Origin of the sequence: Nocardioides marmotae, from assembly GCF_013177455.1 — a bacterium.
In the GTDB taxonomy this organism is placed as follows: Bacteria; Actinomycetota; Actinomycetes; order Propionibacteriales; family Nocardioidaceae; genus Nocardioides; species Nocardioides marmotae.
The window spans coordinates 2,579,137-2,598,042 of sequence record NZ_CP053660.1 but is presented as its reverse complement, the minus strand read 5'-3'; the positions used below and the strand labels follow the sequence as shown (position 1 = coordinate 2,598,042).

At 66.8% G+C, this 18,906-nt stretch carries 16 protein-coding genes; 8 read left to right on the top strand and 8 right to left on the bottom strand.

From position 1 onward, the window contains the following. Positions 1–10 precede the first annotated feature (10 nt). From HPC71_RS12505 to HPC71_RS12475, 7 genes are read right to left on the bottom strand one after another with little or no spacing between them, the layout of a single operon-like run. A complete protein-coding gene (locus tag HPC71_RS12505) occupies positions 11–913 on the bottom strand; it encodes a type II secretion system F family protein (RefSeq protein WP_154617160.1) in 903 nt (300 codons plus the stop codon). Beyond that, on the bottom strand, positions 910–1,767 hold the full coding sequence (locus HPC71_RS12500; RefSeq protein WP_154617162.1) for a type II secretion system F family protein: 858 nt from the start codon (positions 1,765–1,767) through the stop codon (positions 910–912). Before HPC71_RS12500 ends, HPC71_RS12505 begins: the two co-directional genes overlap by 4 nt. Further along, positions 1,764–3,236, bottom strand: coding sequence for a TadA family conjugal transfer-associated ATPase (locus HPC71_RS12495; protein WP_154617164.1), 1,473 nt, complete (start codon positions 3,234–3,236; stop codon positions 1,764–1,766). The genes HPC71_RS12500 and HPC71_RS12495 overlap by 4 nt, the downstream gene beginning before the upstream one ends. Then, positions 3,233–3,997 (bottom strand): CpaE/TadZ family protein, encoded by a 765-nt coding sequence (locus HPC71_RS12490; RefSeq protein ID WP_154617166.1) that lies wholly within the window; start codon positions 3,995–3,997, stop codon positions 3,233–3,235. Before HPC71_RS12490 ends, HPC71_RS12495 begins: the two co-directional genes overlap by 4 nt. Next, positions 3,997–4,674 (bottom strand): SAF domain-containing protein, encoded by a 678-nt coding sequence (locus tag HPC71_RS12485; RefSeq protein ID WP_253943704.1) that lies wholly within the window; start codon positions 4,672–4,674, stop codon positions 3,997–3,999. Before HPC71_RS12485 ends, HPC71_RS12490 begins: the two co-directional genes overlap by 1 nt. Before the next feature lie 25 nt (positions 4,675–4,699). Then, a complete protein-coding gene (locus HPC71_RS12480) occupies positions 4,700–5,668 on the bottom strand; it encodes a hypothetical protein (RefSeq protein ID WP_154617168.1) in 969 nt (322 codons plus the stop codon). Further along, positions 5,653–6,063, bottom strand: coding sequence for a hypothetical protein (locus tag HPC71_RS12475; protein ID WP_171896757.1), 411 nt, complete (start codon positions 6,061–6,063; stop codon positions 5,653–5,655). The genes HPC71_RS12480 and HPC71_RS12475 overlap by 16 nt, the downstream gene beginning before the upstream one ends. A gap of 76 nt (positions 6,064–6,139) precedes the next feature. On the opposite strand from HPC71_RS12475, the gene HPC71_RS12470 reads away from it, so the two are divergent. The 8 genes from HPC71_RS12470 to HPC71_RS12435 all read left to right on the top strand — a co-directional run bounded on the left by HPC71_RS12470 (position 6,140) and on the right by HPC71_RS12435 (position 16,525). Then, positions 6,140–6,436, top strand: a complete 297-nt coding sequence (locus tag HPC71_RS12470; RefSeq protein WP_171896756.1) for a hypothetical protein — start codon at positions 6,140–6,142, stop codon at positions 6,434–6,436. A gap of 174 nt (positions 6,437–6,610) precedes the next feature. Further along, positions 6,611–10,132 (top strand): MobF family relaxase, encoded by a 3,522-nt coding sequence (mobF, locus tag HPC71_RS12465; protein WP_216656407.1) that lies wholly within the window; start codon positions 6,611–6,613, stop codon positions 10,130–10,132. A gap of 102 nt (positions 10,133–10,234) precedes the next feature. Continuing rightward, positions 10,235–10,588: a hypothetical protein gene (locus HPC71_RS12460; protein ID WP_154617177.1), complete on the top strand. Its 354-nt coding sequence runs from the start codon at positions 10,235–10,237 to the stop codon at positions 10,586–10,588. Positions 10,589–10,598: 10 nt separating this feature from the next. Beyond that, positions 10,599–10,916, top strand: a complete 318-nt coding sequence (locus HPC71_RS12455; RefSeq protein ID WP_154617179.1) for a hypothetical protein — start codon at positions 10,599–10,601, stop codon at positions 10,914–10,916. Between the two features lie 139 nt (positions 10,917–11,055). Next, positions 11,056–12,210 carry a hypothetical protein gene (locus HPC71_RS12450; protein ID WP_154617181.1) on the top strand — a complete coding sequence of 385 codons (1,155 nt, stop codon included), beginning with the start codon at positions 11,056–11,058 and terminating at the stop codon, positions 12,208–12,210. A 34-nt stretch (positions 12,211–12,244) separates the two neighbouring features. Beyond that, positions 12,245–13,705: a hypothetical protein gene (locus HPC71_RS12445; RefSeq protein ID WP_154617183.1), complete on the top strand. Its 1,461-nt coding sequence runs from the start codon at positions 12,245–12,247 to the stop codon at positions 13,703–13,705. Between the two features lie 64 nt (positions 13,706–13,769). Continuing rightward, complete coding sequence (locus tag HPC71_RS12440; RefSeq protein ID WP_171896755.1) at positions 13,770–15,602, top strand: DEAD/DEAH box helicase; 1,833 nt, start codon at positions 13,770–13,772, stop codon at positions 15,600–15,602. Between the two features lie 5 nt (positions 15,603–15,607). Next, entirely contained in the window at positions 15,608–16,525 is a 918-nt protein-coding gene (locus tag HPC71_RS12435) for a protein NO VEIN domain-containing protein (protein ID WP_230084682.1), read from the top strand. 29 nt (positions 16,526–16,554) lie between these two features. Here the strand turns inward: HPC71_RS12435 and HPC71_RS12430 are convergent, their stop codons facing one another. Then, a complete protein-coding gene (locus HPC71_RS12430; protein WP_154617189.1) occupies positions 16,555–17,772 on the bottom strand; it encodes a hypothetical protein in 1,218 nt (405 codons plus the stop codon). Positions 17,773–18,906 lie beyond the last annotated feature (1,134 nt).

Sequence of the window (18,906 nt, the reverse complement as noted above, 5' to 3'; positions counted from 1 at the left end):
TCCTTCCGGATCACGAGTTCGTGAACATGCGAAGCAGCGAGGGCGCCACGAGCAGCGCCATGAAGACGATGCCGAGAAGCGAGCCGGGCATCGACATGCGCTCGCCGACGGCGTTGGCCTGGGCGAGCTCGTCGTTGAGCATCGCCGTGCGCATCGCGGCCGATCGGGCGCGCAGGGTCGCGTACACGCCGGCTCCTTCTTCGCCCGAGAGGCGCATGATGGCGGCGAAGTCGTCGAGCTCGGGAAGTCCGAGTTCCTCAGCCAAGGTGTGCAGCGCGTCCCAAGGCGGCAGCCCGGACCACCGCGATCGGGTGAGTTCCTCGGAGAGCCGGTTGAACACCCACGAGTCGCCGACTTCGGCGGCAGCCTCCATCGCCTGGCGCTGGCCGATGCCGTTGTTGCGCTCCAGCGCGACGAGATCGATGTATGCGGCGAGCGCACGGGCGAACTCGAGCCGTGCCTTCTTCGCGTCGTCGAGCGCGTTGTAGTTCGGGATGAAGAACATGACAGCGGCCAGTCCGAGGGAGGCGACGGCTGGGAGCTGGATCGGGATGCTCAGCCCGAAGGCGTTGAACAGCGTGACGAGCACCGGCGGGATCAGCAGGCCGAGCCCGGCGAACATCAACTTCTCGCCGTAGAACCGCGCGACCGGGATCCGGAGCAAGGCAAGTTCGCGAGTCGGCGTACGAACCCACAGGCCGGCGGGCAGGGTGCGTAGCCCCCACAGACCAAGCCGCTCCTTGCTGGAGTGGGCGGAATCGGTGGCCGTCGCGTTGCGAGATGGCGTCGATGACACTCGCTCCAGCGCGTCGGCGAGATCAGGTTCGACGGGCAGCAGGCGCGCGACGAGCAGTACGGCGCCCAGGCCGACGAGGCCTCCCGAGAGGATCGCCACCTGCAGCCCGGTGATCATCGCGTCACCTCCGTGACTACGCGGGTCGCCAGGAACCGGGGGAGCGGCTTGCCTGCGGCCATGCGGCGCATCCAGATCAGCGTGGCGACGTACGCCGACAGGAGCAAGACGAGCAGCACCTGGCCGACCGGGGTGCCGTACGGCTCGACGTACGTCCCGGACAGCGCGAGTACGACGAGCACACTCGCGCTGATCACGGTGACCCACCGCGCCGTTGCTCGCGGCTTGGCTCGATCGGCCTCGACCTGTCGGCGGGCGCGCACATCGGCGCCGACCGACTCGGCGAGTCCTTCGAGGACGCTCGCCAGCCCGGCTCCGCGCCGGCGGGCACCCAGGATCAGGTTCGCTGCGATCAGGTCGCCGGTGGCGTCGTCGAGTTCGTCGGCGAATGCGCGGAGCGCCTTCTCGGTGTCCCAGCGTGCCCGGAGCCGGGTCACCAGTCGTTGGACCTCATCGGCGATCGGTGCGGGTGTCGATCGCAGCGTTGCGACCAGTGCCTGCTCCAGACCGATGCCGACAGTGAGGACCCCGGAAAGCGAGCGAGTCCACTCCTCCATCGCCTCGAGTCGTGCGATCTGAGTGGCGGCCGGCGGAGCCTTGAGCAGGATCGGCAGCCCGATGACGGCGATCGGCGCGATCACGAGCGCCAGGACCCAGCCGGTGATGAGCCAGCCGACGAGGCCGAGCGCGCCACCGGCAAGAAGCAGGAGGCGGGTGGGCCGAGTGGGTCCTCGACGGCGACGCCGTTGGATGGACTCCCGAGGTGACACGGCTGCCGGACGCAGGCCGACGATGATGCCGAGGAGCCCGAGGGCGACGAGTCCACCAGCAAGGGCGGGAAGGATCGTGGTCATGGCCGCGCTCCCAGCGGTTGGCTGGCGAGGTAGGCAGCCAGGTCGAAGCCGTGGTGGGCGAGTCGGCGGTACTCGTCGGGAAGGACGTCCGGAGCTGCGATGCCGCTGGCGTCCGCGCGGAACACGTGCGTGGTCGCGTAGCCAGGCTCCTTCTCGCCCGGCGCCAGCGCGATGATCTCGGCGACCCGCCGCGTCCGGTGCGCGCCGCTGGGCGCGACCTTGGTCTCCAAGCTCAGCTGGACAACGAGATCCACGGTGGCTGCGAGCTTGCTCGTCGCGAGCCCTTGGGTGACGTGGGGGCCCGCCTCCATCGCGCAGGTCACAAGCTTGCGTACGGCGGCGACAGCGTCGGCTGCGTGCGTGGTGGAGATGGATCCGGTGCCGGACTCCATCGCCTTGATCATCGCCCAGATCTCCTTGCCGCGGACCTCGCCGACGATCTGTCGCGAGAGGTTGAAGCGGAAGGAGTCGACCAGTGCCTCATCGAGCGTGAACTCGCCCGACTGGCGCCCGTCAGCACCCCGCTCACCCGATCCCGGCCGGGCCTCCCACGGAATGACCACCTTGTGCCGGCCGAGCTCGTGGAGATGCAGCTCGTACTCGGTCTCGAAGGTCCCGATCGCCTCGAGCTCGTCGATCTCAGCGCAGAGGGCCCGGACGAGCGTGGTCTTCCCAGCGCCCTGAGCGCCGGCCACGACGATCGAGCACCGGGCTCGCACCGCGGCTCGCAGGAACGAGGCCACGACCGGCGTCATCATGTCGCGTGCGACGAGGTCGTCCAGCGTCACCTGCATCAACCGGTGACGACGGATCACGACCGAGGGACGCGTGGTCACCCAGGCGACGGCGGCCAGGCGCGATCCGCCGTCGAGCCTCATGTGCAGACTCGGCCGGGCCTCGGAGAACGAGCGAGCGTTCACCTCGCTGCGCGATGCGAGGAAGACGAGGAAGTCGATCAGCTCCTGATCGGAGTCGGCGACCGGCGGTCCGGGCACGAGCGTTCCGTCGACCAGCTCGAGCTGCACGTTGTCGTGACCGACGATCACAATGTTCTCGATCCGGTCGTCGTCGACCAACGGCTGGAGGCGCCCGAGTCGGAACAGTGAGTCGAACACGGCCTGGGCCGTTGCCTGCTGCTTCGCTGGGCTCCACGAGCCCTGGCCGGTGTCGACGGCATCTGCCATCGCAGATTCGATCAGGTCCAGCACGATCGACCGGCCGCGTTCCTGCTGCGCCTCCTTGTCCAGACGGGCTCGATCGGACTGCACGGCCTGGCTGAGCTGCTCCGACGCCTGGGCACGCAACGTCGAGACCAACGCCCAATCGACGTCGGACGTGGATGCCGGAGGCGACATCACCCTCGGGTCTGGGCCGCGCGTCACCGGGGTGACGCCGCTGCTCGGCTGGCTGAAGAGCGGCAGGTGGGTCAGGTCGCCGTACTCGTTCGCGAAGCGGTAGGCCTCAGTCATGCCCGCGCCCCGTCGACCAGCGCGAATCGACCGCGAGCGATGTGAGCCTGGACGGACAGGACCGTTGTCTGGAGTCCACGGACGTAGGGGCCGGTGTCGAAGCGCTTGGGAGGCGCGGCGCCCCGGTGATAGACAGCGGCGGCGGCTGGGTCGTCCGGCAGGTCGGCGACGACGGGTATTCCGAGAGCCTTGGCGACCTCGGAGGCCCGGTACGGCTGGCCTTCACCGATGAGAAGTAAGCCGGGGTGTCGCCATCCGGTCGCGGGCTGCCGGGCGGTCTCCGCCCACGAACGAGCTGCCGAGATCGCGGGCAGCGTGGCCCGGGTGACCAGCAGGGTCACGTCGGCGGCGTCGAGCAGCGGTGCCGGTGAGGCCACGAGGCCGAGGCGGCCGGCGTCGACGATGACGTCCTGGCCGCTGTCGTCTAGGTCGCGGAGCGCTGCGAGTAGTGGATCCCAGACATCGCGCAGCGCCGGGGCCTGCGCATGGGACCGGATCCCAGCAACGACGGACACGTTCGGGCTCAGCGGTCGTACGACGTCCCGAAGTGCGTCGGCCGTGCTCAAGTGGGAGAGCGCGAGTTCGATCAAGCCGGCGTCGTACGGCGTCGTGCCGCGTAGGAATCCCGCAAGGACACCGGACCCTCCGGTGGGGTCGGCCTCGACGAGGAGCACTGGGCGTGGCCAGCAGAAGGACAAGCCGACCGAAGTGGCGGTGACGCCGGGGGAGCCGGACGCCGAGGCCAGGCAGATGATCGCCATCACTCGGCCCCTGAGTCGAGGGTCAGCGCTACGTTCCCGGTCGCGGCACGGGCTGCGAGCACGCTCGCTTCGGCGTAGGGCACCAGGACGTTGACGACGGTGTTGCCTGTCGTTTCGTCCATGGCAGTGTCCACGACCTCCGCCTCAGTGAACTGCGGTGTGCCGGTCGGAGCGTCGCCGTTCGCGGCCGGGGTGACGATGATCCGGACCTTGTCGCCGCCGTGCATCGGGAGCGCCGGGACCTGCGCCGGGGTCAGCGAGACCCCGACGATCGACTGGCCCTCCGGTGGCATCGGCGCATTGGTCGTCGACTCGGTCGTGATCAGCCCGCCCGCAGAGATGTCGAGCGCAGCGCGCTGACCGATGATCTCGTCGTACGCCGAGGCCGGGAGCGGTTCCAGAGCCGAATCGCCGCTGATCCGGATGCGTTGGATGTCGTCCGCACTGATCACCTCGCCGCGATGGATGGTGTTCGTAGCAGCCAGCACTTCCTCGGTGCTGGTCGTCGCGTTCCAGGCCCACGCGCCGAGCAGGCAGCCGAGCGCGGTGATGATCACTGCGGCGACGACGAGACCAGGGCGCCTTCGCAGCTTGGGCGGGGGAGTGATCGGTGGGCCGATATTCGGCGCACCGGCGTGGGGGCCGGGCTTCCGGTCCTCTCGGGCAGTCGTGGTCACGTTGGTCCCTCCCGCGCAGTTCTCGTCAGCTCACGAGCACCTGGGCTTCGCCAATCCGGATCTGGGTCGAGCGGTTGAGGCCGTTGAGGCGGATCGTCCCGGTCTGGCCCGCGCCCGACCAGGTGATGACCCAGCTCGAGGTCGCGGTGACGGTGTAGGCGTCACCCGTCTGGCCGGCGCTCGACTTCCTGTAGGTGTGGCCGCAGTCGGGGGAGTCCTTCCGCCCGAACTCCGGCTGGTACGGCGTGCCCGCCGTATTGCAGACGACCTCGGTGCCGTCGCCCATGTCCCAGGTGATGTCGAGGACGTTCGCGGTCGCCGTGACCGTGATGCCACCGGCAGATGCGCTCTCGGTAATAGGACCGACGGTGCGAGCGTTCGGGTCCTTGGCCCACATCCAGACCGGCATGCCGACCAGGCCGATGCTGTCCGGACCCGGCTCGGGCGCGATGCCGATGTTGATGGCAGACAGATGCATCTGCTCGATCGCGATCTGCGCCACCTCGCGCGGCGTTGGTCCCGTGCCGGAGTCCGGGGGCGCGTCCTGCGACCAGACGGTGATGAGCAGACCCGTCTGCGGCTGGTAGCAGTTGTAGACCGCGCCGTCGCCCGGCTCGTGACCCTGCCAGCTCGGGTCGCCCGCCGGTGGCTGGGGCTCGACCGGACTGATGTAGCAGTGGTAGTCGTTCGACCAGTAGCCCGCGGGCGAGGAGCAGGGCACCGGCCCGGGCGGAGGTTTCGTGATGCCTTGGCTCGTGCCATCCCAGTAACAGGCCGCTCCGTTGCCGGTGTCCTGCGGCCCGTCGTCACCTGGCTCACCTGGCTCACCTGGCGTACCCGGTGTGCCCGGCACCTCGATCCAGATGAGGCACTCGCCCGTCGCTGGGTCGGTCTGCGAGCAAACGGTGTCGGCGTATGAAGGGGCGTGGACAAGGACGGAGAAGCCGGCGGCGGACAGCGCAGTCAGCAGGAGGCGAATCAGGATGCCGCGCATGGCGCCTTCTTGAGGTCCTGGCCCGTCGCCACGCGCCAGCCACCGGTCGGAGCGGCGGCGTAGTCGTAGTTCGCGACGGTGTAACGCGTCCACCCGGTGTCCGGGCGGTCGGGGGAGACGATCGACTTGCCGCTCTTGTCGAGCACGTCGACCTTGCTGACGTCCCAGCAGACGTCGATGACGACCGTCGGGATCTTGCCTGCCTTCGGGTCGGAGTTGTCGAGATTGACCGATTGGACCTTCAGCTCGTTGATGGCTGTCCTGCCGGTCTGCCGCTGGCCTTCGTCGCGCGATCGGCCGATGAGGGTAGTGACGGCGTTGAGCTGTGCGCTCGTCGCGACCGACTTCAGCTTCTTGAGGTCGGCCGCAGGATTGCTGCGGAGCTGGTCGACCACCGTGAAGTAGCTGCGTAGCGCGTCAGTGGCATCGGCGCTGGACGCGTCGGAGGGAGCGCGCGACGAAGAGCTCGTCGTGGGTGAGCTCGGCGACGCCGGCGACGGCTCAGCGTTCGCCGCGGGATCGGTATCGCTGCCACCGCATGCGGAGAGCCCGACCAACACGGTTGCGCCGGTCGCCCAAGAGATCAGCCCGAGTCGAATCTTCATGGTGTCCAACTTCCTCTCGCCTTTCGGCGTGAGCGCAGACGACCGCGTGGCGGTGCTTGATCGTCTGCGCCTCATCGTAAGCGCCAATTTGGATTTCGCACCCGGTCGTTTTCGCCTTTCCGGGCCTACTACTCAGGTGCTCTCCGCCGCCCAACAATCCTGACCCGACTCATCGCTTTTCGCGTTCCCGCTCCTCGTCCTCCTACCTCCACGCCCTCTCCCTCACCCGGCCCGCCCTCTGCCCTGCACCTCAGCCCTCCTCGGCTTCACACGGTGTGCAGATCGAGGGGGTTGTGGAGAAGGACGCGCACCTCAGCGCTGTGGGATGGAAACGGCCGTGACGGTCTCGCTGCGGCGGATGTCCGCGGGCAGCGGCTACCAGTACCTGCTGCGCAGCGTCGCGGCCGGTGATGGCCAGCGCGCAATGTCGACGCCCCTGACCCGCTACTACTCCGAGGTCGGTACGCCGCCGGGCCGCTGGCTCGGATCCGGCGTCGGAGCCTTCGGTGCCGGCCAGATCCAGCCGGGTATGCAGGTGACTCAGGAGCAGCTCGCCCTGCTCGTCGGCATGGGCCGCGACCCCGTCACGGGAGAACAACTCGGCCGGGCGTATCCGTCGTACAAGCGGCTCGCTGACCGGATCGAGGAGCGCGTCGCCGCGCTCGACCCGGAGATGACCCAGGAGGACTGCGCGGGCGAAACCACCCGGATCGAGGCCGAGGAGACCGCGGCCGGGATGCGTCGAGCGGTCGCCGGATTCGACCTCACCTTCAGCGTCCCGAAGTCGGTCTCCGTCCTCTGGGGTGTCGCAGACGCTGCCACTCAGGAACGGATCGTCGCCGCCCATCACGCGGCGGTCGCAGACGTCATAGCGCTGTTCGAACGAGAGGTTGCCGCCACTCGGGCGGGCATCTCCGATGCTGACGGCGCCGTCGCCCAGGTCGACGTGGCAGGCGTCGCAGCCGTCGCCTACGACCACTTCGATTCGCGAGCCGGCGATCCGCAGCTCCACACGCACGTCGTCATCGCCAACAAGGTGCTCACCGTCATGGACGGCCGCTGGCGCAGCCTCGACGGACGCGCGGTATTCGCGTCCCGAACCGGCCTGTCGGCGCACTACGACGCACTGCTTGCGGACCGGCTGTCCCGCGACCTCGGCATCGAATGGGAGCTGCGGCAGCGCGGACCCGACCGGAACCCCCGATGGGAGATCGCGGGTGTCACCGACCAACTGATCACCGAGTTCTCCAGCCGCACCCGCGAGATTGAGCTCAAGAAGGAGGAGCTCATCGCGGAGTACGTCGCACGGCACGGGCGAATGCCATCAGCCAGGACCATTGTCGAACTCCGGGCCCAGGCGACGCTGGCCACGCGCCCGCCGAAGGTGGTCCGGTCACTCGCCGATCTCACCGCGGGTTGGCGGCAACGGGCCGCCGAGCGGCTGGGGACCGAGCCGTCGACATGGTCTCGCGACGTGATCGGCCACGGCGGGAACCCGCTGACTGCCGACGACGTGCCGCTGGCTGCAATCGAGGCGATCAGCGCCGACGTGGTCGCGGCGGTGTCTGTGAAGCGGGCGGTGTGGACGCGCTGGAACCTGGTGGCCGAGGCGTCGAAGCAGACCATGGACCTGAGGTTCGCGACGACCGAGGACCGCGAGGCCGTCATTGGTCTCGTCGTCGACGCCGCGCAGTCGCGCTCCGTGGTCCTGACCCCGCCGGAGCTCGCACTCAGCCCGGCGAGATTCCAACGTGAGGACGGCACGACCCGGTTCCGTCCGCGGCACGGTCAGAAGTACTCCTCGACCGCGGTGCTCGATGCCGAGGCGCGGATGTTGAGTCGTGCCGAGAAGGTGACCGCGCCGACGGTAGTTGCGAGCGTTGCGGTCCGAGTGGCTGCGACTGGAAAGGTCCAGTTGAGCGCGCAACAGCGCCGCGCGGTGGAGAGCATCTGCCATTCGGGACGCCAGGTCGACGTACTCGTCGGACCGGCCGGGGCAGGCAAGACCACCACGATGCGAGCGCTCCGAGCAGCGTGGACAGCGGAGGGCGGGCGGGGGAGCGTGGTCGGTCTGGCGCCGTCCGCCGCTGCTTCCCAAGCTTTGGCCGACGACCTTGGCGTCGCGTGCGAGAACACGGCGAAGTGGCTCCACGAGTACGACCGCGGCCGGACGGAACTCCGGCGAGGTCAACTGGTGATCGTCGACGAGGCGACTCTGGCCGACACGGTGACGCTGGATCGACTCACGGGGATCGCCGGCGCCGCGAACGCCAAGGTGCTCCTCGTGGGCGATCCGCACCAACTCCAGTCCGTGGATGCAGGCGGAGCCTTCGCACTCCTCGTCGACCGGCGTGCGGACGCCCCAGAACTGAATGAGATCCACCGGTTCTCCAATGAGTGGGAGAAGGAGGCCTCCCTGGCGCTGAGCCGCGGAGACGTGCAGGTCATCTCGGCGTATGCCCGTCACAAGCGGATCCGCGAGGGCCTCACGGACGAGATGGTCGACGCTGCGTACGTCGCCTGGCGGTCCGACTGCGCCACCGGGCGCGCCAGCGTCCTCGTGACCGAGTCGGCTCGGGATGTCCGCGCGCTCAACGAACGCGCCCGGGCCGATCGGCTGCTTCTGGATGGCGCCGTCGATCACCGCGAGGCGCAACTGGTCGACGGCTGCCGAGCCTCGGTCGGAGACGTCGTGATTACGCGTCAGAACGACCGCCGCAGCCGGACAACGCGAGGCGGGTGGGTGAAGAACGGCGACCGTTGGCTGATCACCGACATACGGCGGGATTGCTCGGTCGTCGTCAAGCGCCTCGGAGGCGACGGCCGCCGAACGGTCCTGCCGCCGGGCTACGTCGCCGAGCACGTCGACCTCGGCTACGCCGTCACCGCGCATCGAGCTCAGGGCGTCACCGTCGACACGGCGCACGTCGTCGTGACCGCATCCACGACCCGAGAGAACCTCTACGTGTCCATGACTCGCGGGCGCGAGTCCAACATCGCGTACGTCGCCCTCGACCAGCCCGACGACAGCCACTCCACGCCGGAGGCGGATGACGTGACGGCCAAGTCAGTTCTGTACGGCGTCCTTCAGCACAGCGGCGCCGACCTTTCCGCCACGCAGACGATCGAGGCCGAGTACGAGCTCCACGGCGGCATCGACCGCCTCGCGGCCGAACTCGAGACCATCGCGGCCGACGCTCAGCACGACCGCTTCGTCGACCTGCTCAGCCGCTCCGGCCTCACCGCCGAGCAGCATGCCACGGTCGTCGAGTCGACGGCCTTCGGCCCGCTCACGGCGGCGCTACGACGGGCGGAGGCCAACCACCACGACCTCGACGAGTTGATTCCGCGGGTCGTCGGGCAGCACAGGCTGGACGATGCCGAGGACATCGCAGCGGTCCTCCGCTACAGAGTCGACAAACTCGCGGGGACTACGCCACGCGGTTGCCATCTCCGTCCGCGAGTCATCGCTGGCCTGATCCCCGAGCCGCTCGGCCCGATGTCAGCCGAGGATCGACAGGCGATCGACGAACGGAAGGAGTTGATCGAGACGCGGGCTCTCGCACTCGCGACGGCAGCTGTGGACGCCGGGGCGCTCTGGGCTCGCCGACTGGGGAGGCCGCCGGCCGATCCGAATGATCGGACGTCCTGGATGCACTCCGTGGCAACCGTCGCGGCGTACCGCGACCGCTACAAGGTCGAGTCCGATCCGCCCGTCGGAGGAGGTGCCGCGCACGAGGCACAGCGGGCCGACCGGCGGCGGGCACAGTGGGCTGCCCGGCAGGCGCAACGCCTGGCAACCGGTACCGGAACCGACCGCAGGCTCACGGCACCTGCGCATGCCATTTCAGTCCCATAGGTCAGTTCAGTCGTCTCGTTTCCACAGCCGGAGGTCAGGCTCGCGGGACTCGGCGGCGGCTGGCTTATGACAGACGTGTCCACCGCCTAACGGGAGGTCCCCATGCTGATCCTGCTTGCGATACCCGTCCTCGTGGCGGTCGCCCGGGTGCACCGACTGGGACAAGCCGTCGCGCCGTCCAACCTGCTGGTCACGCGGGTGTGCTCAGTGCAGCCGCGGTGGCACACCGGGGCTGTTCTTCTCGGACTAGCAACGGTCCTACTTCTAGCCATGCACATCGTCTCTGAAGCGGTCTCGGTGGGTGCGCCGGGGTGGCTCAACCTGCTCGTGCTCGTGCTCGCGTGGGACGCACTCAAGGTCGGGTGGCTCGCTGTCAGCGTCATCCTCCGCGCGATTGAAGGCGTGGCGCGCCAGTCTCTGGGTCGCGCCTCCCAGGTTCCGCACCCGACTTCGTAGGATCGGGGTCGTGTCTGATGAGCTCTCACTCTTTGGTGACGACGACCCCGCTCGTCCGCAGCCCCCAGAAAGCGCGCCAGCACCGATCGCGGACTGGCAGGTCGATTTGCTCCGCAAGACGCTCGACGCTCGAGGGCTGACCGCAATGGGCGACCGGCAGAACGCCATCGAGCTTGCGTCTGGGCGGTCGGTCGACTCCCTGAGAGCGCTGACACACGAGGAAGCCCTTCGTGCCCTCGCAGTGCTGGGCCGGCAAGCGACCGTGGGCCGTGGCGACAGATCTGCCTGGGACGACCGCGAAACGGACACTTGGATCGACCGACTCTGATTTAACGGCAACCACCCTCTTCAACTCGCAGCAGTTTGCCCATTCACGCATGTGGGTTCCGGCTCCGGGCTCCGAGAGGCGGCGCGCTTTCGGCGGCAATCTGCTGAGGTCTCGATACGGGCCACGGCAAGATTGGGCCATGGTCAAGAATGTCGGCGCGGTCGGGGATTTCGATTCGGCACATGAGACGGCGCTCCTGACAGCGACAGGTCGGAACCAGCTCTTGGACGCGATGCATTGGATCGCGGAGGGGCGGCGCCTCAATGGCGAGGTTGACGGACCGACGCTGCTCGGCGCTCTCGTGGCCGCAGCGGACGCGGGTGTCGCGGGCGCCGAGCCAGCCCTTCGGACGGCGGTGAGAGCGGCGCTGCGAAGCACGCTGGACACCAGCGCTGACCTCGTGATGACCGACGGGATCGTTCCTCCGAGCCGCTACGAGGCCGCGCTGGCGAACGTGGCGCGGCGTACAGCCAGCGGCACGCTCGTAGACATCACTGGCTCGGTGGTGATGGCTGCCCAAGCAGACGATCCGCTCGTCATCGAGGCACTTGGCTTGGTTGCCGGACTGAGCTGGCGCGACCTCCAAGCGCGGGCATACGCCAGAGGGACCTCCCTTCCCGGTGAGGCAGATGGTTCGTGGAGCCCGAGTCAGGTCTTCGCCGCGTTTAGCGTCGTTGACGATGTTGTCTGCGGGCGCGTAGAGCCGCAGGTCCCAGGTGCTGTCGCTGCTCGACCTATCGAGCTGCTGCTGGGAGGCACCGCCTCGGGATGGGCGGCTGCGGAGGCCATGCGCGAAGGCGGGGTGAGTTATGGGACGTTGCTGGCTCAGCGCGACGTTGGCAGTGCCTGGAGTGCCCACCGCAACCGCAGTAACAATGAAATCAGCAGGCTCATGGTCAGACGGGTGCTGAACGCCCTCGACGAAGCCGGGGTTGGGTACTGGTCGACTGAGGGTGATGCAGCGGTCGCGAAGGCCGTGCTAGGCCAGCGCGCTGGAGCCTCAGGGAAGCCGCCGGGGCAGCTGTCCATCGTCACCCGCGCGGCGACTGGCGGCCCCGGATACGCCGTCCTAATCGCGATCGCACGAGACGGTGGAACCGCACGTAAGACTGCCGCGACCCTGCTTCAACTGCCTAAGCGATTCAACGTCCCATCGGTCCTTGTGCTCTTTGGCACCGGATGGGCTGATCGGGGTGAGAGCGACGACTTGGTCCGCGCCTTCGGCGGTCGCCTTTACACCGAGCACACCCTCGAGCAACTTGCCGAAGCGGCGTCAACTGTCGGTACCTCCTGACATCCTGAGCGCACGCACCCCACAGGAGAGGTTCATGAACCCGGTCATCACGACAGCCACCCGTGAAAGTTCGATCAATACGGCCTTGGAGGCAGCCAAGCAGGCGGTCGCCAACGGCGCAGGGACTGCTGAGGAGATCCGGTGGAAGGGTGGCAAGCTCGTTCTCCCGGTGGCTTCGGTCGATCTCGACGTCGTCCTCCTGAGTCCGCACAGCCACCGCATCAAGGCTCAGTTGCAGTCGCTCCCACAGCCCGAACAAGACGTCGTCGCCACCGACCCGTACGGTGAGCAGGCACAAAGTCTGATCGCGCACCTCTTGAGGGAAACCCCGGGCTTCGAGCGCATCAAGAACGCTCTCGCGAACGACGGTCAGCTCTTCGCCGGCGTTATCACCACTGGCGGGGTTCTGGTTAACGCCAACACGCGTGCCGTCGCGCTGCGGGACCTGCGCCAGCAGTACATCAAGGTTGTCGTCCTACCCGCGGACGCTGGCCCGAAGGAGATCACCGAGCTCGAGCTCCGCCTCCAGATGGAGCAGGAGGTCAAGCAGGAGTACAGCTTCACGAGCCAGTTGCTCTTCATTGAAGACCTCGTGAACAGCGGCAACTACACCACCCTGGAGGTTGGCCGGGCACTGCGTCCCTCACTTACGACAAGCAAGCGAGACACGAAGGCCGCGATCGATCTCGTCGAAGGAGAGCTGCGGCTGCTTGGACTAATTCGCGAGATCGTGGGCGCGAGCGGGGGAGCGCTCAACTTCCTGTACTTCGACGATCAGCGTCAGGCGCTCATTGAGATCGACCAGGACTATCAGCGGCTGAAGAGCACGAACCCCGAAGAGGCCGTGCGCATTCGTGATGCCCAGCTGGCAGCGATGATCGCAGGCGTTGACTATCGGCGTCTTCGTGAGATCGACTCGACTCTGCTCGACAACTACGTCGCACCCGCACTGAGCGAGTCTGCACCTCTCGCGCCACATGTCGACGCGCTCCTCACCCCGGTCCGTGCGCCCTCCGTGACCGCTGCGGCGCCAACCGGCGTGAGCGAGTTCTTCGGTGAAGAGGATGAAGAGGACGACGAGCCTTCGGGCGGATCGGCAGCTTTCGGAGGTCCATCCGCAGGGTCGCCGAGCTTGTCCGGGGTCTACACGCTGCTGGCGCAGGCGCGTCCCGACGAGGACGTGACCATCCCGACGAATGACGGGGAATCGGTCACGCTGCCGCGGACGGTCGTTGCCTCTGAGCTCTTCAGCGGAATCAGCACCGCCATTGAGAACAAGAAGCGAGATCTGCGACAGATCGATGACCTGACGGCCCCAATGATCCACCTGAAGGAGGCGTCTCGGGCACTCGACAAGGCTGCGACAACGCTTACGGATGTCGGCGGCCGCCCGGGCTTCGATCGGGTTGCGTTCGCGGACGCGCGGCAGCAGTTCGAGCGAGCCGCGGCGGCCTTTGCCAGCGTCGCGGAGCCCGCCGGGGACGTCAGTGTCTGAGGTCACAACGTCCTCCATCTCTGGGGTGGCAACCTTGGGCCTGTCCCTTTCAGGAAATCCTCCCGTGGTCCGCGCGACCCGGATGGGCGAAGTGCCGCAGGCGTTTTGGCTGCAGGTCATCAGTGAATGGGGATCGACTGGAGACCGGCCTGGCCAAGAGGTTGAGCTCCCGCTCGAGCGCCTACTCAGCAACATGTCCTGGCTGCGGACAGCATGCCAACGGTACGGCGTCGGAATTGCGTCGTCGCCAGAGTTGGACGAGCTGCTGCAGCAGACGCGTGAGCAGCGGCGGCTGCTTAATCGGGCGCTATCCGAGCCAAACCCGCTCGAACCCCAAGAGGTTGCCGAGCGGCTGTCGGGTAGCAGGTTTGTGCGTGAACTGCGGTCGTTCCAAATGCGAGATCTTGGTGAACTGCTCGGACTGGCAAACGGCGCCAACTTCTCGGTCCCAGGCGCGGGCAAGACCACCGTGGCGTATGCGGTGTATGAAGCCGAGCGATCCGCCGGGAGAGTTGAGCAAATGCTTGTCGTCGCGCCGCTCTCGGCGTTCGACGCGTGGCAAAACGAGGTCAACGATTGCTTCGCTGAGGGACGCCGCCCGCTGGTGGCGCCCTTGGTCGACGAAGCCCCCACTGACGCGGAAGTCCTGGTAGTCAACTACCACCGCCTGGACAGTCGGTACGAAGCAGTGGCCAAGTGGGTGGGTAGAAAGCCGACGCTCGTCCTGCTGGATGAAGCCCACCGAATGAAGCGAGGCTGGGACGGAACTTTCGGCAGCGCCTGCTTGAGTATCGCTTTCTTGGCCGCACGACGCGACATCCTCACCGGAACACCCGCGCCGCAGAGCCCGCGTGATCTCGTCGCCCTGATGGACTACCTCTGGCCTGGCCAGGGCCGCGCCATACTGCCCGCTGACGCGCTCGTCTCGCCGCCGCCGGCTGACGCGGGGGCACAGGTCGCGGAGGCCATCGGTCCTCTGTTCGTCCGCACCCGAAAGAGCGAACTGGGTCTCGACCAACCGGCGATGAGCGTTGTCGAGGTTGAGCTCGATCCACTTCAGGGTGAGATCTACGAAGCTCTGCGTGATCGCTATGCAGGTGCGTTTGAGGTCAGCATGGCCGATCGGGCCAACTTCGCCAGCATGGGCGACATCACTATGTACCTGCTCGAAGCGGCGACGAACCCGCAGCTGCTCACAGCGGGCTCGGCGGCTGACGACGTGATGAGCTTCCGCCATCCGCCGTTGGACGTACCACCCGGCAGCAGGCTCTGGGATCTCTTACAGGAGTACAACCAGTACGAGACGCCCGCAAAGTTCAGGCAGCTTGCGGAGATGATCGAGGCGAACGCAGCCAAGGGCCTTAAGACGCTCGTGTGGAGCAACTTTGTTAGGAATCTCCAGGCGCTCGAGCGGATGCTAGCCATCTATCGGCCGGCTCTGATCTATGGCGGGATTCCTAGTGAGTTCGCCGACCCACGCGCCCCGCGTACCCGCGAAGGTGAACTCGCCAGGTTCCGTTCGGATCCCGGTTGCTCCGTCCTCCTTGCGAATCCAGCGGCCATGAGTGAGGGCGTGAGCCTGCATCAGGTCTGCCACGACGCCATCTACCTGGATCGAACCTTCAATGCGGGTCAATACCTCCAGAGCATCGATCGAATCCACCGCCTCGGTCTCAAAGCCGGCCAACAGACCCGCATCACGTTCCTGCTCACCTCAGGGACGATCGATGAGGTGATCGATTCGCGGATCCGGGAGAAGGCTGCCCGCCTTGGCGAAATGCTCGATGATCCTGACATCAGCACGATGGCGCTCCCTTCCGATGAGGACTACGGGCCCGCCCTGGATTCGACCGCCGACATGGTCGCGCTCTTTGCGCACCTCCGCGGAGAGTCGTGACCGTCATGGACCATGGCTGGGCGGCGACGAGGTCGACCCCAACGGCGTACCAGTTGCAGGCCGCCCTGCTGGCCGCGCGCGTCTTAGACCCGAGCGGCAACACGCCGGACTCGCTGATCGTGAGCTATGACCAACTAGCTACGGGCGGGCTCTATCGGTCGCAGGATCTCCAAGCCGGCCACACGCTCCTTCAGCGAGCCAAGCTGGTTTCGCCGCAAGACAGCCGCCACGTCCCGACACCTGCCCTGCTCGACCTCTGCGATCTGCCGGATGACGTCGCAACTGAGCTCCTTCTACAAGAGCTCTTCGTGGAGGAGCCACCCCTTTGGCTTTATGCCGCCGTCGTCGACGATGAGGTGCGCTGGGAGAACGTCCCACAGGCAGACCAGGATGCGCTGGAGCAACTGCTCGAAGATGCGGCGCGCCGCGAGGCGCTCCTGATGGGCCTAGGGAGGACTCTCGACGCCGCGCAACTTCATGACCAAGGTGCACGCGGCGAAGAGTATGTAGTTGAGCTGTGCCGCCAACATCTGAACGCGCGCAGCCGGCCTGATCTTGCCGCCGCAGTGAAGCGCGTGAGCCTGCGCAGTGATCAGCTCGGATACGACGTGACGAGTTCCGACACGACCGGGCGGCGCCATCGGATCGAGGTCAAGACCACCAGCAGCGCCTCGGTTGGTCGCGTTGACTTCTTCATTTCCAGGAACGAAGTAGTCGTCGGGGCACGCGACCCCGGCTGGTCCCTGGTAGCCGTGCGGCGCAATAGAGACGGCGGGTTGGAACTGCTCGGGTGGTGCTCAGCGATCAGCCTCACTCCACATCTTCCTCGAGACGTCTCTCCACAAGGACGGTGGTCGAGCGTGCGATTGAGCGTGGCAATCACGGAGTTTGCACCGGGACTTCCTTTGGACGCCGGCGTCTAGTCAATGGCGGCTGCACATGGGGATCGGCTTCAGGTGTTGCGGGGGCGCCGGAGCGGCCTGATGAAGTTCACCGTTGACACGGACTCCAGGAACTCGTGTCGCCAGTCAGTAGAGAGAGCGCCGATCGCCAACACGTACTCCGCCACGATGCCGAGGAACTCCTCCTCGTCGCTATCTCCCAGCTTCGGCTGGAACTTCTCAACGGCCAAGTTGGAGACCGGAACCAGGTCGAGGAGCAAGTCGAGCGTGCAGGCACGCACGTTGCGCTTCGCGTGGTCTGTCTCATTCTCACTGTGAACCACTGCGCAGCCCACCGCGCGCAGTCCAGCACCTTGCAGCGCATCAATCACGTTCGCCCATGCTTGCGGGTCGCGGTTCGCATAGCTGAAGATCAGGTGGCCATCGTCCCGAAGCAAGCGGGCCGACTCGCGGAAGATTGAGGTAAGCAATGCTGTGTAGCTGCCATCGGCCACAAGCTGCCCGGTGGCGCGATTGACGACTGCGTCGCCGGAGGAGTCGGGAGGTGTCAACCCGGCCCACGCCTGCAATGGACGAGACAACTCGCCGTACTGAACATCGTCGTGGTACGGAGGGTCCGTGAGTACCAGGTCAACAGAGCCGGTCGGGAGAAGCTGCCGCTGGGAACTCCCAACGACCACCACGGCGTCCGGGCGCTCCAGAGGGTCGCCATCAATGTTCTGGCCGAGCAGGGCAGGAACTAGTGCTGCGGTAGACGGCACCGGGCCTTCAACGGAGAGTTGTCGGTCAGTGTTCGTCCGAAGCCACTCGGCAGCCTTGACGAACTGCACTAGGCGCCGAAGCGTCGTTCCGCGACCACTGGTCGTGGTGCCCCAGACATTGGGCTCGACGGGGAGGGTCGTGAAGTTGAACCGATGCCCAGCCATCGACTCGTAGCTCTTTAGGTAGTAGCGGTCCCACCTCGAGAGATGACCTGCCATCTCGGTAGAACCGAGAATGGCAGAACGAAGAGCTGCGACCACCCCGGCATCTGTTGAGCATGCCGGCGCCAGTTCGAGGAGGCGCTCAACCATGGAGCGCTGGCGCCGAGGGTAGAGATCTTCCCACTGTCGGAAGCCGTGCCGCAGCAACACGGACGTCTCCTGTCCGATCGGGATGTCTCCGAGCGACCGTCGAGGCTGCATATGCGCGGCCTCGGCCGCCTTCAACTCGCCAGCAGTCGGTGTCGCGAGCTCACGTCGACCGTCGCCGGCGCGTTCGACGAGCACGACTTCCCAACGAAGACCCGAAGCCAGAGCGCGTTCCTCAAGACGGTCCTGGTTTCCGCAAGGACACGTGACAATCCGTCGCGGCGTGTACACCGCGGATGGGTCGGTTGGTCGGCTGCAAGTCGGGCACTGTGAGACCTGGTCGCGACGGCCGAGGAACAAGTGGCCTTCCGGGCACGCCAAGTACGCTTCAGGGCGATTCCGCTCGATCCGACTGGTCAACGTCACAAGGCCGTGCGGAAAGAGACGTTGTTCGGTGCCGCACCTTGTGCATGGAGCGACGGCGACTCTAAAGGTGTGCGTTACGAGGCCCTGTGTCCCATCGGACAGGACCGTTCCATAGGCGGCCTGTGCGATCGTCAACACCCGCTGGGTCAGAGCAGCGATGCCTTCACGAAGTGCGTCTGGGTCAGGCAGCGCCAGCATGGAAGCCAAGCCCGATGCCGCCCACGGATTGAGGTCCTGAGCGTAGACACTGTGTCCGCGCATGACCGCTGCCAAGGGAATAACGCCGCCGCCGGCGAAAGGGTCGCTAACCACCAGGCGCCCCGGCTTGTCAGAGCTGACGCAATCGATGATGGCGCCGTTAACAGCCTCGGTGCGTCGCGCCCACCAACGGTAGGTGCTGATAGGGGGTAGATGGACCTCTCGATTGCGCACTTCCCGTCGAGCTCGTGCGCTGACGTCCTCCGCGTTGAGGTGTCGGAGCGGGCTCCTGACGATGACCTCGTCCGGTGCGACGACGACGTCGTCGCGTCCAACTGTGGGTGGCGTCAGGCGCCGATCCGGTGAGGCGGTTGGGAGCGCCATCAGTGCGCAGCCTTCTGGCAATGGTGACGCACGCTCGCCGGGGTGCCCGCGTACCTGCAACCCTCAGCGGCGCATTGAACCCAGACTCCAGACTCGATCGCGGCGCTCGTCACGGAGGTGGTTGCATCGAACCCGTGGCCGTGCAGGAGATGCGCGACGGAACCCTCATACCGCATCGCGAGTAGTGCAGCCTCTGCGATCTTGTCATGCCCCCGAGTGAAGAACGCGCCGACAGCGACTTCTTCGCCACACCCGCACCAGCAAGTGCCGGTCGGGAGAAGCCGCCGTTCAGTCGATGCCATTCGCGCGTTCCCTCCCTGCACA

Coding starts and splice junctions, on each gene's coding strand:
- HPC71_RS12445 (WP_154617183.1), top strand. CDS start 12,245: ATGAACCCGGTCATCACGACAGCCACCCGTGAAAGTTCGATCAATACG.
- HPC71_RS12495 (WP_154617164.1), bottom strand. CDS start 3,236: ATGACTGAGGCCTACCGCTTCGCGAACGAGTACGGCGACCTGACCCAC.
- HPC71_RS12490 (WP_154617166.1), bottom strand. CDS start 3,997: ATGGCGATCATCTGCCTGGCCTCGGCGTCCGGCTCCCCCGGCGTCACC.
- HPC71_RS12500 (WP_154617162.1), bottom strand. CDS start 1,767: ATGACCACGATCCTTCCCGCCCTTGCTGGTGGACTCGTCGCCCTCGGG.
- HPC71_RS12460 (WP_154617177.1), top strand. CDS start 10,235: ATGCTGATCCTGCTTGCGATACCCGTCCTCGTGGCGGTCGCCCGGGTG.
- HPC71_RS12480 (WP_154617168.1), bottom strand. CDS start 5,668: ATGCGCGGCATCCTGATTCGCCTCCTGCTGACTGCGCTGTCCGCCGCC.
- HPC71_RS12505 (WP_154617160.1), bottom strand. CDS start 913: ATGATCACCGGGCTGCAGGTGGCGATCCTCTCGGGAGGCCTCGTCGGC.
- HPC71_RS12450 (WP_154617181.1), top strand. CDS start 11,056: ATGGTCAAGAATGTCGGCGCGGTCGGGGATTTCGATTCGGCACATGAG.
- HPC71_RS12435 (WP_230084682.1), top strand. CDS start 15,608: ATGGACCATGGCTGGGCGGCGACGAGGTCGACCCCAACGGCGTACCAG.